Below are 16,447 nucleotides of genomic sequence, written 5' to 3' on the forward strand. Positions count from 1 at the left end.
CGGATTCCTAATCCGCCATACTTTCTTTACGTTCCTGATATTAATTTAACCTTATTTTTCATGTTATGCGTAAAACATTATCTTTTATTTTATTAACTTTAAGCGGAGCACTTTCCGCCCAAGCTGCTACCGTGATCAATCCCCAGCCCGGCTCCCTTCAGGAAGGACTGGCCTTTTATTGGGACTTCAACAACGGTTCGACCGATTACAAAACGGCAACAGGAATGAATGCTTCCATCAACACCGGAATCGGAGCCGCCAACCAACACGCTACCGGTGGCATTGATGACAGCGGCTATATTTCCTCCAACAGCGGTTCTTCCCGCATTGACTTTTACAATACTCTTTCAGGGGCGGGAATCAAAGCAAACTCATTCACCATCAGTCTCAAGGTTTCCGCTTTAACTGCGGATTACCGGAATATGCTCGGTTTTACACTGGGTAGTGAAACTTTTGATCTCCAAACCACCAATTCCGGAGCTGGCAACAAGATTGCCTTGTATTCCAGCGGTTCCCACACCATCCAGACGGGCAATGATACCAATAGTGCCCTCAAGGGAGCGGACTGGGGAAATATCGTCATTACTTCAGACGGAACCAACCTGACTTTGTATATCAATGGAATCAAGGCAAGCATTGCATTCACTCCGGATGAGAGCACGACGCTGTCCAACTTCCAGCTTTCCAGCAAATGGGGGGACAGCGGAAGAGCGGCAGATGCCAATTATGATGACCTGGCCATCTGGAACAGAACACTGAATGAACAGGAAATCAATCATTTGGTTTCCGGTGGTACTGCAGGGGATTTGATTGTTCCCGAACCAACTACCGCCACATTAAGCTTGCTGGGACTGTCTGTCCTGATGGTGCGTCGGCGGCGCATTGGTTGATCCCATTTATTCATCTCTTCATATCCCCTTTAGCGTATAAAAATGCGCTAAAGGGGATATTTTTATGAGAATGACTAGAAATAATTTAATGTCCCTCCCAAGTGCAGGCACCGCGTGCCTTTCATTGCCAAGCGTTGCCCTCCCCATCCATATACAAATCCAACCCTGCCGGCATTCAAAAACGCTTCCCACTGCCGGATTCTCCCCTGAACAGGATTCCTTCTAACCGTCGGACGGCGGAAGAATGAACCCCAGACGGTCAATCCCGTATCTGGCGCATTCCTGCCACAGGGATTTTTCCAGGGCCTCCGCGGTGCGGCGGCGCTCTTCCTCCGGCATGTTTTCAAAATATTCCGGTCCCAAGTGTTCGCTGATAGCCTTGTCCGCCATGCGCGTCACCAGGTCCGCCCAGAAAATGTTGTCCCGGTATTCGTCCAGGCAGTCCTGAAAAAAAGCGTTTTCCTCATATTCCCGGGTGAAGGCGTATCCTCCCAGATCTTCCGCATAGGCAATACAGCCTTTCAGCCGCGGAGTGGCGGAAAGTTCCTCCATCAGGCGGGAAACCAGTTTCCCCCATGCAGCCAAGCGCGCTTCCGCCCCGTCCTGCTGGTTGGAAGTGGCTACCGTGGCAGCTGTAGAGAGCATTTCCGCCAGATCGCGCGCCTCCTCATCGGATAATCTCAACGTCACCGGCATGGAATCAGATTAATCCAAGTTTCATTTTACCTTCCTCACTGACCATTTCCTGATTCCAGGGCGGGTCCCAAACCATTTCCACATCCGCGGCTTCCACGCCTTCCAGCGCTTCAATGCGGTCCTTGGCCTCCATCACCAGATGGGGGCCCATCCCGCAGCCGGGCGCAGTCAGGGTCATTTTAACCGCCACGTGATGCAGTCCGTTTTCCAGCTCAATCACGGTCACGTCATAAATCAGGCCAAGGTTGACGATGTCCACGGGAATTTCCGGATCGTACACGCACTTCAGCGTATCCCAGACGCGTTCTTCAAGCGTGGCGTTTTCATCCAGCTCAGACGTCTCCGGAGAGGCTTCCGCCGCTTCCGCGCCCAGGGCGTCCGCATTCTCCCTGGAGATGCGGGCCAGACCATGATCCGTAGCCACGGTATAGGAACCGCCCAGTATCTGGGTGATATACACGCGTTCCCCCTCCGGCAGGGTGAGCACATCCCCGCTGGGGATCTGGACCGCCGTCACTTCTCTTTTGAGTTCTACTACCTGGTTTAGCATAAATCCTTGTGATTAAAGGAACATCCGGCTACGGACGAACGACGGAAGGATCCATACCACGGGGCTAAATCCCCCCCATGGCGTCCGGAACCTTCCGCGCAGGAGCAACATAAGGGGTATTTTCACCATCGTCGAGGTCAAAAACTGTTCTGCTCTCACCGGAAACGCTCTTCATGACAGGAATGAGCATGCCGCAATGTTTTGGAAACGCAGCCGGACACGGAAAGCTTCGTTCTTGCCTAGTGGCGGGAAAAGGTGTAAAAAGTCCGGGCTGTCCAGGCTGCCGTCAGTTCGGGACCGATCACACGCGCATTTTCAACTAAACATTCCATGTTAGATTACTTACGTAAACATACAATCGTCATCATGGCAGCCATGGCCCTGGTGTTTGTGGGCCTCATGTTCATCGGCGGGGACGTAAGCGGCGGCTCCATAACCGGCATGTTCAAGCAAACCTTCGTTTCCGTGGACGGCAAGTCTTACGGAGAAAAGGATTATAACAGCATGGGCAAAACCGGCCTGTCCGTAGCTCTTTCCTTCCCTTCCACGTTCGGGCCCCTGCTTCAGGACAATTTCAGCTCGGAAGACAATCTGCGCGAACTCTGCCATCTGCTGAAAACGAATAATCCCAACGCAGCGTTCCTGGCCTACCGCGGCATCATCCGCAGGGAGGCCTCCCGCCTGGGCCTGACACCCAATACGGCGGAAATCGACGAAGCCATCTGCAACATTCCCGAATTCCAGGATGAAAAGGGCGTCTTTGACCCCCAGAAGTACGATAATTTCATTTCTATGCGCGGCAATATGGGCAAGAAGATGCAGGAGGAACTTCTGCGCGGCCTGATGGAAGATACGATCAGTCTGGTGCGCATCAAGGATGTGCTGACCGGCGGCATTTCCGTAGAATCCGGCTTTTCCGAAGCCGTGGCCGAATCCCAGAGCCAGCAAATTACGATCAATACCGCCTTCCTGGAAAAGAATGCCTTCCGCCCCAAGACGGACCCGGGAGAAGAGGAAATCAAAACCTTCTGGGACAAGCACAAGGAAAATTACAAGAATGAGGAAGCCCGTTTCTTCACCGTTTACACCTTCACTCCGGAAGGAAACCCCCAGGCGCCCAAGCCCGGCGACATTTCCAACGCCACCATGGAAACCATGAACCTGGTGGAAAACGATATCTGGGAACCGCTGAACGCCACCAACGGCAGGAACATGGACCAGGTCATCAGCGAAGCCATGGCCAAGACTCCCGGCATCTGCAAGATGGAGAAGAAATCCTATGCGGCCGTGACGCGCAAAAATGCTCCCCAGGAAATCAACCAGCCGATCAACCAGTCCGCTTCCGACGGACGCAGCGCCACCCTGCTGGACGTGACCTTCTCCCTGGCGGGTGCCCCCGCCCTGCATGCAGATGCAGACTCCAAGGCCATCGAAGAAGCGCGCGCCAAGACGGGAGCCGAACAAATCAGCACCATGCAGGTTCTGGAAAACGGCCAGGTGGTCCTGGTCCGGCTGGAAGGCATTACTCCGGTGAAGGCCCTGCCCTATGAAACCGCCCGCAACAGCGCCCGCGCCGACCTGCTGGAAAGCATGACCGTGGAATCCATGAACAAGGCTGCCGCGGAACTCAACGCCCAGCTGCAGAAGGCCGAGAAACCCGTGGAACAGTTCAACGCCATCGCCGGAAAAGCGGGAGCCAAGACCGCTGCCTATGGCCCCTTCATCAACCCGGACACCATTCTGGAAAACGTTATCCGGCAGAACGCCAAAACTTCTGAAGAGTTTCAGGCCCGGCTGGACCAGGCCTTGAATTCCCGCCTGGCCCCCCCCAAGGAACTCCCTGCTCCGGCACAAGTGTTTGCGGCATCCAGCGTTGTCAACCCCGGCCAAATGGCCCAGCCCATCAACACGGGAGACGGCATTCTGCTGACCCAGCTGGTCAAGCGGGAACTGGAGGATACGCCGGAATTCCAGATCAAGGCTACCCAGGAAGTTGCCCCGGCCCTGACCGCGGAAGCCAAATCCATGATCATGCTGGACTGGCTGAAGGCATGCATCGCCCAGTACAAGGTGGAAATCGCTCCCATCCTGAACCAGGAACGCTAAAATCCCTCCCTTTTTCCATGACAACTGTCATTCCCCCCGTGTTTTCCCGCACAGGGACGGAATGCCGCCAAAGCGCCTTTCCCATGATGGCCCCGCTCCGGGGCCATCATTTTTATTGCCCTTTTTTCAACCATCCCTGACCAACGCCCTTTTCCTCCATGAGCGCCCTCCCTGCCCAATCCAGGTACATTATCGGAACGGAAGCCTGCGAACGTTTCAGCTTCTACGGCATGAAGTCCATCCTCATGCTGTACATGACCGGCCATCTGCTGATGAGCGAAAACTGGGCCACCGCCACCCTCCACGTTTTCGTGGGGATGGTTTACCTGCTCCCCCTGGCGGGCGCGTGGCTGGCAGACAAGGTATGGGGACGGTACAAGACCATTCTTTATATTTCCCTGCTTTACTGCGTAGGGCACGGAGTCCTGGCAACGGCGGACCTCTTCCATACCATTGAAGCGCGCCGTTACATCCTGATGACGGGGCTCTTCATCATTGCCCTGGGGGCCGGAGGCATCAAGCCCTGCGTATCCGCCTTCATGGGGGACCAGATTCCGGACAAGTCCCCGCAGCTGATGACCAAGGCCTTCAATGCCTTTTACTGGGCCATCAACCTGGGGTCCTTTTTCTCCTTCCTGGTCATTCCGGCCATGGAACAGCATTACGGCTACAGCTGGGCGTTTGCCGTTCCCGGCATTTTCATGGGCATCGCCACCTTCGTCTTCTGGCTGGGCCGCAGGAAATACCACAGAACGCCGCCTGCCCGGAACAGTGGCCGACCCGGTTTCTGGAAAGTGCTCTTCACCGTCCTGTTCCACGGGGGCTGGAACAGTGCTCAACAGCGATGCGGCACAGCCGCTGTGGAGGATACCAGGCACATCCTGAAAATCCTTTCCATTTTCGCCTTCATTATTCCCTTCTGGTCCATTTTCGACCAGACGGCCTCCTCCTGGGTGGCCCAGGGCAACAAGATGATTCCGCTTCCCATTCCCCTGCCGGGCGGCGGCACATGGTCCATCGGTCCTGAAGAGATCCAGGCCGCCAATCCCGTTTTCGTGATGATGTTCATCCCCCTGATTACCGTTTTCGTTTATCCGAAAGTGGTAACCCTGGCCCGTCCTCTGGTGCGCCTCGGAACGGGTCTTGCCCTGAGCGCCGTCACGTTCCTGATTGTGGCCTTCCTGCAATACAGGCTGGAAGGAGGCGCTTCCATGTCCATCGCATGGCAGCTGATCCCCTATTGCGTGCTTACCGTCTCCGAGATCCTGGTCAGCACCACCGGCCTTGAATTCGCCTACACGCAGGCCCCGGCGCATTTGAAAAGCGTTATCACCAGCTTCTGGAACCTCACTATCTTTGCGGGCAACATGCTGGTGGCCGCCATCACCTTTTTCCTGTCCAACGGAGAGACCGCCAACGCCATTTCCACGGACCGCTTCATCCTGTACGCCGTGCTCGCCGCCGTGGTGGCGGTGGCCTACTCCTTCCGGGCGCGCAGGTACGGAAAAACTGAGTAAAGGAAGTATCACCGGCACGCGGCAAATGACGTTTTTTTTCCGGCTCCGGAGAACAGCGGACGCAATAATGTCTTGAAGAAGATAACCGGACCGTGCGAAATACAGGCACGGCCCGCCCATCCTGTCCGCGGGCATACTTTCGGGAAAGTATTGGAAATACAAATTACAGAGAAGATATGAGGCGAACGGGGTTTTGCCCCTGTTCCCTGCCGTACCGGAAAAGCTGCTTACAAAACAATCTTATCGGCTGCGCGTTTCCAGTCCGGCACAAGACGATCTATCTTTGCTTCATGTTTAATACTTCATTTAAATCGGCCTCGGTCTTGTAAACAACCGGTACTTTTCGTAGCGGTTGTCCCCTTTTGTTTGCTCCCGGATTATCCCTTCCGGGAAGAAGTTCCGTATAATGGAATTTCAACGTTAATCCATCTGCCGCGATGATGGCGCCATTGTGCCCTCATGGCATCCAACATTTACTAATGTAATGAACAACAAAAACAAAACAATTCACGAATTCGATTTCAATTTCATCTGCGACTATTTCTCCCGCCTGGAACGGCAGGGCCCCGGCAGCCCGGAGGCCACCCTCAATGCCCTCGGCTTCATTGACAATCTGACCGGACAATCCCGAATCGCCGACCTAGGCTGCGGCACGGGCGGACAGACCAGGACGCTTGCCGCGCACGTTCAGGGAAGCATTACAGGGCTTGATCTGTTCCCGGATTTCATCCGCATCTTCAACCGTCAGGCAATGCAGTCAGGCTTGCAGGACAGGGTAAAAGGCATCGTCGGCTCCATGGACAAGCTCCCTTTTGCAGAAGAAGAACTGGACCTGATCTGGTCGGAAGGGGCCATTTATAACATCGGCTTTGAACGGGGGCTGAACGAATGGCGCAAGTTCCTGAAACCGGGAGGCTACCTGGCCATTTCCGAAAGTTCCTGGTTTACCGCGGAACGGCCGGAAGAGATTCACCGCTTCTGGATGGACATGTATCCGGAGATAGACACAGTACCCAATAAGATAGCCCAGATACAGAGGGCCGGGTACGTGCCTGTCGCCTCCTTCATTCTGCCGGAAAGCTGCTGGACGGAGCATTACTACGCCCCACAGCTTCCAGTTCAAGAAATGTTCCTTCATCAGTATCCGGGAAATGAAGCCGCCGCAGAATTCATCGCCTTCCTGCGCCATGAAGAGGAATTATACCGCAGGTACAAGGAATTTTACGGCTATGTATTTTACATCGCAAAAAAAACGGAACAATGATTCATTTAAATACTTACGGCTGGAATGACAAGTTAAGTCGGCTTAAACGGGAATCAACGTACAGCGCCCTGCCCCATGGCCGCATCGCCATCGTGCACAGGACGTGTTATGAAATCGTTGCCGAAAACGGAGTGTTCCAGTGCGAATTAAGGGGAAACCTGATGTACGAAAAATCAGCCTTTGAACTGCCCTGCACGGGCGACTGGGTGATTTTCCAGCCCTTCGATGAAACGAAAGGGCTCATCGTGGATATATTGCCCCATGAACGGACCTTGTACCGCAAGAAAAGCGGAACGGTTTCCGACAGGCAGGCCATCGCCTCTTACGTGGACAAGGCATTCATTGTCCAGAGCCTTGATGATCATTTCAATATCCGCAAAGCCGAGCGTTTCATGGTTCAGATATTGGTGGAGGGGATCAAACCCGTACTGGTGCTGAACAAGGCCGATCTAGGGTTTGACAGGCAGGTCATTGAAGAACAGATCAAACACCTGGGCCGCCGGATGCCTGTATTTTTTACAAGCATTCATGAACCCCAGACGATTCTCCGGCTGCGGGAGTCCATCCCGGAAGGAGAAACGGTGGTGTTTGTCGGTTCTTCAGGCGTCGGGAAAAGTTCCCTGGTGAATGCGCTGTGTGGAAAACCGGTCCTGTCCACGTCACCCATAAGCTCGTCCACGGGCAAGGGACGGCACACGTCCACCCGCCGGGAAATGGTATTGATGGACGGTTCGGGCGTTTTAATAGACACTCCGGGCGTCCGGGAATTCGGCCTGGCGATCGGGCAGCCCGGTTCTCTTGCAGAAGCACTGGATATTTCCGACTTGGCGGCGGCATGCCGTTTCAAGGATTGCGGGCATATCCATGAACCCGGCTGCGCCGTCCTGGAAGCGGTGAACACCGGCCTGCTGGACCGTGAGGTTTATGAAAGCTACCTGAAGCTGCGGCGGGAAGCGGAATACTTTTCCACGTCGGAACATGAAAAGCGCAAAAAGGGAAAATCCCTTTCCAAACTCGTAGAGGAAGTGAAGAAGCGGAAACCCAAATTCTAGCTTCCATGGAAACGGTGCAGGCATTCCTGAAACGGGAATGCCTGCACTCTTGTTTTAGCCGCAACAGCGGTCAAACCAATATCCCTTTTAAACCGCACCCGCGATCCTATTCCCTGATGTCTATGTCCAGATGGGCGAGCAGCCCCTCCAGCCCATGCCGGGAAAAGACCGCCTTTTTCAGCTTGCACATGGCGGGATTGATCGAAAAGTTGAAAGAAGTGGAAAAATCAGCCTTTTCCAAATTGGTTCCGACGAAAGAAGCCCGTTTCAGGTCACAGCGGTCAAAAACGGATTCCGCCAGATCGGCGTTATCAAAATATCCTTCATCCATTTTACAGCCACGGAAAACGGTTTTCCGTAACCTGGCTCCCACAAAGCTGGCGTAATCAAGATGCGAGTTTTCAAAGACCAGTCCGTTTGAAAACCTGTCTATTTCCGTAAAATCCGCCCCAGTCATTTTGCAATCGGCAAAGGTACTGTCCCTGAGAGCCGTCCTGAACCTGGCCAATGCAAAGTTACACGTCCTGAATTCGCACTGGTCAAAATCAGTATTCTGGATGGCCTTTCCTGAAAAATCACACGCGATAAACACACAATCATTGTATTCATCATCCAGTTCCATTTCCTTGAAATCCACCTTTTCAAAAGTCTCTTTTTCAGTCATATCATTTCCAGCCGGATTACCGGTCCGTATTTATTCCAATATTCCTGGCGCATGCTCTCCATCACGGAATATTTCCTTTGTTCCCTTACAGCTCAAGGGGATGCACGCATGGCCATGGATTTTCCCGGAAACCGCTTTGATTATCTCTCAAGCAAGCTTCCGAAGCTTCATGAATAGCAGAATATTCCCGGAAATAAAGGCAAGAAATATGTTGATACTTCCCCGAAGACATTAGTCCGCTTTCTTTCGCTCCCTGATTTGAACCGGAAAATCAACCGGAACCTTTACGGTCTGCAAATCATCCCACATCCGCGCATGCACATATACCCGCCTGACGCTCCGGGGGAAAAGATAAAACCATTCCTGATTGTCCCTGTCGCCCCCAAAACATGAGGTGCCCCGGCACCGGAAAGGAACAGCCGCGCCCTCAGCATCTGTAAACCACACGTCCTTGATCCCCATATGATCCGGCTGCCAGAGAGCAACCATCTTCTCCGGTTCCTTCCGCACCGCTTTCCTGCCGGCCATTTTTTTCTTCAGACGTTCCCACACATACATTTTCCGCCGGCACGGCCATGTATCCCGAACCCTGAGCACCACGCCTTCTTTCACCACAGCTTCAGCCCCTTTTTTCAAATCCAGGGGAACAGCACTGGTTTCCTTGATAGTACGGGAAACGGTCACCGCAATTTCCCCGGTCAGCCGGTATCCCTCCCCGGATCCCACCTCCGGCGGCACTCCAAATGCAAGATGGCACAGTGAAGAACGGAAAGCCTCATTTTTTCCGGAGCCGTCATCCGAAGGCCACACGATTCTGACGCTGCAAGGCGAAATCTTTCCATCCCTCCCCGCCAGCCTCAGCTTTCCCTCGGGCATCGTCCTCACTGCCCTCCAGGGAGCATTGAGTTTCCAGGTCATTATTCCCTCCATTAAAAATTCCTTTTCAGAAAAGGGATTTCTGGACCGGGCGTCCGGATTCACGCTGACCGACTCGGGAACGAAAAGAGGTTCACCGGGGTCTTGCGCCATCAAGATACCGGATAAGGCAAACAAGACGCACGACAACAATAGACGGGTAGCCATTTCTGCACACCCGGCAAATCAATTGGCCGCCTCAGGAAATCCTGCAATCGTTGAGCAGCTCGTCCATGTAAAAGGTCATCTCCGCCAGGGCTTCACGGTATTCCGTCTGGGGAAGGAGCCACAGGATTTCACGGGCGGCCTCATTTTTTTCCAGAGCCACCTGGATCGCCTTGTCCAGGGCCTCCGCAAAGACAGGATTGTCCTGGAAGGAGGAATAATCCACCACTTCACGGTTTTCAATGGCGTCCCTCAGCGTAGCTTCCACGTTCCTGTCCCCGCATTCCAACAGGTTGAAAATGGGAAGGGTCAATTTGCCCTTGGTGGCGTCCGTGTGGAGCGTCTTGCCGGCGTCATCCTCATCTCCCACCATGTCCAGGCAGTCGTCGTAAATCTGGTAGGCCACCCCCAGCAGGTCACCCAGCTGGTAAAGTGATTCCTCCACTTCCGGAGCCACTCCGGATATCCAGCCCGCCCCACCCGTGGCTGCAGAGAACAGGGAAGCGGTTTTTTTCCGGATGATTTCAAAGTATTCCTCCCGGGTCATGCTTAGGTCATACAGACGGCTGGACTGGGCCACCTCTCCCTGGCATACGTCCCGGACGGTGTTCGCCAGCCTGCGGCAGAATTCCGTGCTGCCGAATTCCGTACCCAGCACCATGGCATGGGAAAAGAGGACGTCCCCCAGCAGCACGGCCAGGCTATTGCCCCACAGGGCGTTGGCGGTGGCCTCGTCACGGCGCTTGTCGGCCTCGTCAATCACGTCATCATGCACGAGGGAGGCCAGATGCACCATTTCCAGCAGAGCGCCCAGCCGGATATGGGCCGGCTTGATGCCGCCCGTAGCCCCGGCTACCAGCAGAACGAGGGCTGGCCGGAGCATTTTCCCCTTGGACTGGCACACTGTTTCCATGTAATCGGTTACTTCCGGGTCAAAACAGGATGCCTGGGCTTCCACAAACTCAGAAACTTGCTTCAATTCAGGCTTTACCAGTTGAAGATAGTGTTTCTGGGATCGTAATTTCGAAAAGAACGGGATGGACATGATATAAAACGAGAGCCGGCACTGGTCAGCGCCGGAACAATTGTGGCATATTTGAAGTTCTCTAGCAATGTATTTCACAGGTCATCGTTGCATGGCCGCAGGGAATTTTGCCAAACCCGTGCCGCCGGGCGCTGGCGACCCTCCGGAGATAAGGCTCACTTTGACCTTGAGCCGGGATGTTTTCCTTCTACACTGGTTCATCATGAGAGTCTTGGTCTACGATTGCAGCGCAGGCATCAGCGGAGACATGAATCTGGGCGCCCTGATTGATTTGGGCGTGGACCGGGAAATCCTGGAACGGGAGCTGTCCAAATTGCACGTGCATGGGGAATGGAAGCTGGAATGCCGCCAGGCGCAGCAATCCGGCATCCAGGGAACGCGGGTTGACGTGCTGACGCCGGAGGAAGCCCATGCCGCCCATGGCCATGCACACCACCACCGGACCATGGCGGACATACGCAGACTGATTGAAACAAGCGGCCTTTCAGATACCGTTAAGCGGACGGCCCTGTCCATTTTCTCCCTGCTGGCGGAGGCGGAAGCCCGGGTGCACGGCACCACTCCGGAGGAAGTCCACTTTCATGAAGTGGGTGCGGTGGATTCCATCATTGACATCACGGGGGCCGCCATCTGCCTGGAAATGCTCCGGGTGGACGCCATTTTCACCGGCCCCGTGGAGCTGGGTTCCGGAACCGTCACCTGCCAGCACGGGACGATGCCCGTTCCGGCGCCCGCCACGGCTCTGCTGGCGCGCCATTTCCAGGCCACCCTGAACGGAACTTCCCATGAAGCAACCACTCCCACCGGAGCCGCTTACGTGGCAGCCATGGCCCAGCCCGTCCCATCCCCGCTGTCCGGCCGCATTACCGGAACCGGCTATGGCATAGGCCACCGCCAGGGGCTCCCCCTGCCGAATATTCTCCGGGTCATGCTGGTGGAAACGGAGGACGAGGCCCCTTCCCCGGAGCTGCTGACGGAGCTGTGCGCCAACATAGACGACATGACGCCGGAACAGACCGCCTACCTGGCGGAAAAGCTGATGGAGGCCGGGGCGCTGGATGCATGGCAGGAATCCATCTGCATGAAAAAGGGCCGACTGGCGGCCAAGGTCTGCGCCCTGTGTCTTCCGGAACAGGCGGATGGCGTCCGGGAGGCGTTTTTCCTGCACAGCAGCACGCCGGGCATCCGCCAGCATGACACCTGCCGCCACATCCTGCGCCGGGAAAGCGCACCCGTATGCACGCCCCATGGCACAGTCCATGTAAAAACCTCTTTCATGAACGGGCGCCCCCATCACAGGAAGGCTGAATTTGAAGATTGCCGGACTCTGGCGGAAACCACCGGGCTTCCGCTGGAACAGTGCCAGTTGATGGGGCTTTTCCCCAATCCTTCCCATGACGACGCTCCCACAGATTCCGTTTGAACGGCTGCGCGCCGTCCTGCTCCGCGGGGAACGCATCGCCATAGCCCTGTCCGGCGGCCTGGACAGCAGCGTGCTGCTGGCCGCTGCCGCCGACATTCTGGGGGCGGAGCATTGCCTGGCCCTGACTGCACAAACGCCTTACGTGATGGAGGAGGAAATGCGGGACAGCGCGGAGCTTTGCCGCCGCCTGGGCGTACGGCAGGAAAAACTTTCCTTCCCCATCCCGGCCTCCATTGCAGACAACCCGCCCCTGCGCTGCTACCTGTGCAAACACGCCCTGTTTTCCGCCCTGAAAGCCAGGGCTGCGGAAGAGGGCTTCCCCCTGCTGGCGGACGGCTCCAACATGGACGACCTGAGCGATTACCGCCCTGGACGCAAAGCCTTGCAGGAACTCGGCATCGTCAGCCCCTTTCTGGAAGCCTCCATGGACAAAGCGGACATCCGCCGGCTGGCCCGTGAACTGGGTCTGCCGGAATCCATCAGCGGCAAGCCGGCCTATGCCTGCCTGCTCACCCGGCTGGAGCACAACCGCCCCGTGACGGAAGCCATGCTGAAACGCGTGGATACGGCGGAAACCTTTCTCCGCTCCCTGGGCTTGAAAGGCTGCCGCGTCCGGGTCCACGGGGAAGACCTGGCACGCATTGAACTTCCGGAAAAGGAACGCCTTTTGTTCCTGAACAGGGAGCTTGCCGCCCCTGTGGCGCATCGCCTGCGCGAACTGGGCTTCCGCCACATTGCCCTGGACCTGGAAGGATATTCCAGAGGAAGCATGAATGAACCATCATGAATGACATTACCGCCATCCTGCACCAGCTTGAGGAAGGCCGCCTTTCCACGGAGGAAGCGGCGGAAAGGATCAGGAACGCCCTCGCGCCCGCGTCTTCCCATACGGACATTGATTATGACCGCCTGGAGCGCACCGGATGCCCGGAAGTGATTTACGGGGCGGGAAAAACCCCGGACCAGATTGAAGAAATAACCCGCAGCCTGCTGGCCGCCGGACAGAACGTGCTCGCCACGCGCCTGAACGCAGATGCGCTGGACCACCTGGCCCAGGCTTTCCCGGAAGCGGACATGCACCCGGAAGCGCGCCTCATGCGCATTATCCCGCGGCCCGTTCCACCAACGGATGGTTTCATTGGCATCGTCAGCGCGGGCACCTCAGACCAGTCCGTGGCGGAGGAAGCCGCCCTGACGGCGGAATTCCTGGGCAGCCGGGTTCTCCGGTACCGGGACTGCGGCGTGGCGGGACTGCACCGCCTGGTTTCCCATCTGGATTCCATCCGCCAGGCCACCGTGCTGGTAGCCGTGGCGGGCATGGAGGGGGCGCTCCCCAGCGTCCTGGCCGGGCTGGTGAAAGCTCCCGTGATTGCCGTGCCCACCAGTGTGGGTTACGGAGCCAATTTCCGCGGCGTAACCACCCTGCTTGCCATGATGAATTCCTGCGCCAACGGCGTCTCCGTGGTCAACATAGACAACGGATTCGGCGCCGGATTCAACGCCCACCTGGTCAACAGCCTGGCGTCCCGGTCCCGCTGAATGCCGCAGGAAGCCGCTTTTCCATGACGGAACCGCAGGCATCCGCCATGGACAGATTCCCCTAATAGGGGTTAAATGGCCCGGAAGCATCCCTTACCATTCCGTCATGACCAGATTTCCTCTTCTCCATTTCCTCTCCTGCTCCCTGGTGGCCCTGGCCTCACAGGCGCTGGGGTGGCAGCCTTCCGGAGAAACCGTCCCCCCCGCTCCCCAGGAATTCCGCGCAGCCTGGATTTCCACCGTCCATAATATTGACTGGCCTTCCCGCTCCGGCCTTTCCGGCGCGGCCCAGCGCGCGGAGCTGCTGACGATCCTGAATACCTGCGCCCAGCTGAAACTGAACGCCGTGTTTCTCCAGGTGCGGCCGAACGCGGACGCCCTGTACCAGTCCTCCCTGGAGCCATGGAGCCAGTGGCTTTCCGGTCCCGGCGTCAATCCGGGGTATGATCCCCTGGCCTTCGCCATTCAGGAAGCCCACCGCCGCGGCATTGAACTGCACGCATGGTTCAACCCTTTCCGGGCGAAGGCCAACATCAAGCATGCCGTGGGCCGCAACCATATTTCCCTCACCCGTCCGGACCTGATGAAGCGCAACGGTTCCGTGCTGATCATGAATCCCAGCGCCTCCTCCGCCCGTGACCACGCGCTGAAGGTCATTCTGGACGTCGTACGCCGGTACGATATTGACGGCGTGCACCTGGACGACTATTTCTACCCCTACCCCACGCCCGGCCGCGCCTGGTCCCCCGCCAGTTTCGGCGACGGCAAGACGCCCTCCCAGCGCCGCGCCTATATTGACGATTTCGTGCACGATATGTACAAATCCGTCAAATCTTCCAAACCCTGGGTGCGCGTGGGAATCAGCCCGTTCGGCATCTGGAGGCCGGGCGTGCCCGGAGGCATCGAGGCCGGCGTAGACGCCTACGAGCACCTGGCCTGCGACGCCCGCAAGTGGCTCTCCCGAGGATGGGTGGATTACCTGGCTCCGCAGCTCTACTGGCGTTGCAGCCCGGCCAAACAGAGCTTTCCGGCCCTGATGCAGTGGTGGGCCGCCCAGAATACGAGCCGCCCGGTATGGCCCGGCATCGCTACGGCGCGCATCATGAGCAGCGAGGATCCGGGACGCCCCGCCTCTGAAATCGCCGCTCAGATCAATTACTCCCGGACCCTTGCCAGAACCGCCGCCGGGCAGTGCTTCTGGAGCGTCAAATCCATCATGAGGAACGCCGGAGGCATCCAGAAATACCTGAACAAGCTGTATCCTGCCATGGCCGTTCCTCCGGCGATGCCGTGGTGCGGAACCGGCGCGCCCGGCCAGCCGCAGAATTTTTACGTGGCGGACAACGGTTCCACGGTGACCCTCTCCTGGCAGCCGTCCGGCAATCCTTCCCGGAAGTGGGCCGTCCAGGCGCGCTACGGCAGCCAGTGGGCCACGCGCATTCTGCTGCCGGGCAACCAGACCCGCGTGACGCTGCCCAAATCCTTCCTGGGAGATGCGGCGTCCATCGCCGTCAGGGGCGTCAGCGCCTACGGAGCCCAGGGCCCGGCGGTGGCGGCCAGAAGATAGAAAAGTCCCTTTTCCGGAGGCTTCCGGTGAAAAAAGAAAAAAATGCCTGATGACCGAAGTTTTTTGAACGATTCAAAATACATCCATGTCCAAACTTCCATGAATTCCCATGGCGCGGACATGACCAGAAGGTATTTCATCGCTCTCTCTTCATTGGCGGCGCTCGGAACAATCAGCCAGGCCCGGGCAACAGGGCCATCCATACAACCACAGCACAACATGACTAAGAATCAAAATCCCTCCACGGTCGGCTATGCCGACGGCAAGTACGTATTACCGCCCCTGCCGTACGCTTACGATGCCCTTGAACCCATGCTGGATGAAAAAACCGTGCGCATCCATCATGACAAGCACCATGCGGCCTATGTCGCCGGCGCGAATGCCGCGGCCGAAAAGCTCCGTGAAATTGCGGATGGCAAGCTGGACGCCTCCGCCACCACCAATTGGGTGCGCAACCTGTCCTTCAATGTCTCCGGCCACGTGCTCCATACCATTTACTGGACCAACATGACTCCCGATCCCAAGAAGGAACCGCAGGGTCCGCTGGTGGACGCCATCAAGGAAAAATTCGGTTCCCTGGAAGCCATGATGAAAGAATTCAAGGCGGCTTCCCAGGGCGTGGAAGGCTCCGGCTGGGGTATTCTGGGCGTGGATCCCGTCAGCAAGACGCTGGTGATCTGCGGCGCTGAAAAGCACCAGAACCTGGAAATCCCCGGCCTCGTCCCCATCCTCGTCTGCGACGTCTGGGAACACGCCTATTACCTGAAGCACCAGAACCTCAGGGCCGACTACATTGAAGACTTCTGCCGCCTCATCAACTGGGACGACGTAGAACGCCGTTACCAGGATGCCATGAAGTAATATTCATTTTCAAAATCACTCAAACTATAAAAACCAGGGCGGGATTGTATTAATCCTGCCCTGGTTTTATATTAATTTTCAGCAATCATTCTTTGGGTGTGAGGATGATCACGCATCTGCTGATCAGGCTTTTTTTGTTTTTTATAAATCCTCTTGCCTAAAATATGAGTGATAGTGCAAAATTGATCACTAT

At 56.5% G+C, this 16,447-nt stretch carries 14 protein-coding genes; 10 read left to right on the forward strand and 4 right to left on the reverse strand.

Annotation, left to right across the window (positions count from 1 at the left end):
• The first annotated feature begins 131 nt into the window (after nucleotides 1–131).
• Entirely contained in the window at nucleotides 132–890 is a 759-nt protein-coding gene (locus tag LIO64_RS08625) for a LamG-like jellyroll fold domain-containing protein (protein ID WP_290549037.1), read from the forward strand.
• A gap of 222 nt (nucleotides 891–1,112) precedes the next feature.
• On the opposite strand, the gene LIO64_RS08630 is transcribed toward LIO64_RS08625, so the two are convergent.
• Nucleotides 1,113–1,580, reverse strand: a complete 468-nt coding sequence (locus LIO64_RS08630) for a hypothetical protein (protein ID WP_290549038.1) — start codon at nucleotides 1,578–1,580, stop codon at nucleotides 1,113–1,115.
• Nucleotides 1,581–1,590: 10 nt separating this feature from the next.
• Entirely contained in the window at nucleotides 1,591–2,136 is a 546-nt protein-coding gene (gene sufT, locus LIO64_RS08635; RefSeq protein WP_290549039.1) for a putative Fe-S cluster assembly protein SufT, read from the reverse strand.
• 330 nt (nucleotides 2,137–2,466) lie between these two features.
• Between sufT and LIO64_RS08640 the strand changes: the two genes are divergently transcribed.
• The 4 genes from LIO64_RS08640 to rsgA all read left to right on the forward strand — a co-directional run bounded on the left by LIO64_RS08640 (nucleotide 2,467) and on the right by rsgA (nucleotide 8,075).
• Nucleotides 2,467–4,242, forward strand: coding sequence for a SurA N-terminal domain-containing protein (locus LIO64_RS08640; protein ID WP_290549040.1), 1,776 nt, complete (start codon nucleotides 2,467–2,469; stop codon nucleotides 4,240–4,242).
• 158 nt (nucleotides 4,243–4,400) lie between these two features.
• Nucleotides 4,401–5,759 carry an MFS transporter gene (locus tag LIO64_RS08645; protein ID WP_290549041.1) on the forward strand — a complete coding sequence of 453 codons (1,359 nt, stop codon included), beginning with the start codon at nucleotides 4,401–4,403 and terminating at the stop codon, nucleotides 5,757–5,759.
• 484 nt (nucleotides 5,760–6,243) lie between these two features.
• The gene (locus LIO64_RS08650) at nucleotides 6,244–7,023 is read left to right on the forward strand and encodes a class I SAM-dependent methyltransferase (protein ID WP_290549042.1); all 780 of its coding nucleotides are present in this window, start codon (nucleotides 6,244–6,246) and stop codon (nucleotides 7,021–7,023) included.
• Entirely contained in the window at nucleotides 7,020–8,075 is a 1,056-nt protein-coding gene (rsgA, locus tag LIO64_RS08655) for a ribosome small subunit-dependent GTPase A (protein ID WP_290549043.1), read from the forward strand. Before LIO64_RS08650 ends, rsgA begins: the two co-directional genes overlap by 4 nt.
• Nucleotides 8,076–8,181: 106 nt before the next feature.
• Here the strand turns inward: rsgA and LIO64_RS08660 are convergent, their stop codons facing one another.
• Both LIO64_RS08660 and LIO64_RS08665 read right to left on the reverse strand, forming a co-directional pair.
• Nucleotides 8,182–8,739, reverse strand: a complete 558-nt coding sequence (locus tag LIO64_RS08660; protein WP_290549044.1) for a pentapeptide repeat-containing protein — start codon at nucleotides 8,737–8,739, stop codon at nucleotides 8,182–8,184.
• A 1,114-nt stretch (nucleotides 8,740–9,853) separates the two neighbouring features.
• Nucleotides 9,854–10,798, reverse strand: a complete 945-nt coding sequence (locus LIO64_RS08665) for a polyprenyl synthetase family protein (RefSeq protein ID WP_290549045.1) — start codon at nucleotides 10,796–10,798, stop codon at nucleotides 9,854–9,856.
• 268 nt (nucleotides 10,799–11,066) lie between these two features.
• Between LIO64_RS08665 and larC the strand changes: the two genes are divergently transcribed.
• From larC to LIO64_RS08690, 5 genes are all read left to right on the forward strand, one after another.
• Nucleotides 11,067–12,287 carry a nickel pincer cofactor biosynthesis protein LarC gene (gene larC, locus LIO64_RS08670; RefSeq protein ID WP_290549046.1) on the forward strand — a complete coding sequence of 407 codons (1,221 nt, stop codon included), beginning with the start codon at nucleotides 11,067–11,069 and terminating at the stop codon, nucleotides 12,285–12,287.
• The gene (gene larE / locus LIO64_RS08675; RefSeq protein ID WP_290549047.1) at nucleotides 12,259–13,074 is read left to right on the forward strand and encodes an ATP-dependent sacrificial sulfur transferase LarE; all 816 of its coding nucleotides are present in this window, start codon (nucleotides 12,259–12,261) and stop codon (nucleotides 13,072–13,074) included. The genes larC and larE overlap by 29 nt, the downstream gene beginning before the upstream one ends.
• Nucleotides 13,071–13,826 carry a nickel pincer cofactor biosynthesis protein LarB gene (larB, locus tag LIO64_RS08680; protein ID WP_290549048.1) on the forward strand — a complete coding sequence of 252 codons (756 nt, stop codon included), beginning with the start codon at nucleotides 13,071–13,073 and terminating at the stop codon, nucleotides 13,824–13,826. Before larE ends, larB begins: the two co-directional genes overlap by 4 nt.
• A 106-nt stretch (nucleotides 13,827–13,932) precedes the next feature.
• The gene (locus tag LIO64_RS08685) at nucleotides 13,933–15,393 is read left to right on the forward strand and encodes a family 10 glycosylhydrolase (RefSeq protein ID WP_290549049.1); all 1,461 of its coding nucleotides are present in this window, start codon (nucleotides 13,933–13,935) and stop codon (nucleotides 15,391–15,393) included.
• Between the two features lie 219 nt (nucleotides 15,394–15,612).
• The gene (locus LIO64_RS08690) at nucleotides 15,613–16,254 is read left to right on the forward strand and encodes a superoxide dismutase (protein WP_290549050.1); all 642 of its coding nucleotides are present in this window, start codon (nucleotides 15,613–15,615) and stop codon (nucleotides 16,252–16,254) included.
• Nucleotides 16,255–16,447: the final 193 nt, after the last annotated feature.

The organism is Akkermansia sp., from assembly GCF_020860705.1.
Classification (GTDB): domain Bacteria; phylum Verrucomicrobiota; class Verrucomicrobiia; order Verrucomicrobiales; family Akkermansiaceae; genus Akkermansia.

What these genes read in the sequence shown, in the direction of transcription:
- sufT (WP_290549039.1), bottom strand. Translation starts at nt 2,136, where the DNA reads ATGCTAAACCAGGTAGTAGAACTCAAAAGAGAAGTGACGGCGGTCCAG.
- LIO64_RS08640 (WP_290549040.1), top strand. Translation starts at nt 2,467, where the DNA reads ATGTTAGATTACTTACGTAAACATACAATCGTCATCATGGCAGCCATG.
- LIO64_RS08645 (WP_290549041.1), top strand. Translation starts at nt 4,401, where the DNA reads ATGAGCGCCCTCCCTGCCCAATCCAGGTACATTATCGGAACGGAAGCC.
- LIO64_RS08650 (WP_290549042.1), top strand. Translation starts at nt 6,244, where the DNA reads ATGAACAACAAAAACAAAACAATTCACGAATTCGATTTCAATTTCATC.
- rsgA (WP_290549043.1), top strand. Translation starts at nt 7,020, where the DNA reads ATGATTCATTTAAATACTTACGGCTGGAATGACAAGTTAAGTCGGCTT.
- LIO64_RS08660 (WP_290549044.1), bottom strand. Translation starts at nt 8,739, where the DNA reads ATGACTGAAAAAGAGACTTTTGAAAAGGTGGATTTCAAGGAAATGGAA.
- larC (WP_290549046.1), top strand. Translation starts at nt 11,067, where the DNA reads ATGAGAGTCTTGGTCTACGATTGCAGCGCAGGCATCAGCGGAGACATG.
- larE (WP_290549047.1), top strand. Translation starts at nt 12,259, where the DNA reads ATGACGACGCTCCCACAGATTCCGTTTGAACGGCTGCGCGCCGTCCTG.
- larB (WP_290549048.1), top strand. Translation starts at nt 13,071, where the DNA reads ATGAATGACATTACCGCCATCCTGCACCAGCTTGAGGAAGGCCGCCTT.
- LIO64_RS08685 (WP_290549049.1), top strand. Translation starts at nt 13,933, where the DNA reads ATGACCAGATTTCCTCTTCTCCATTTCCTCTCCTGCTCCCTGGTGGCC.
- LIO64_RS08690 (WP_290549050.1), top strand. Translation starts at nt 15,613, where the DNA reads ATGACTAAGAATCAAAATCCCTCCACGGTCGGCTATGCCGACGGCAAG.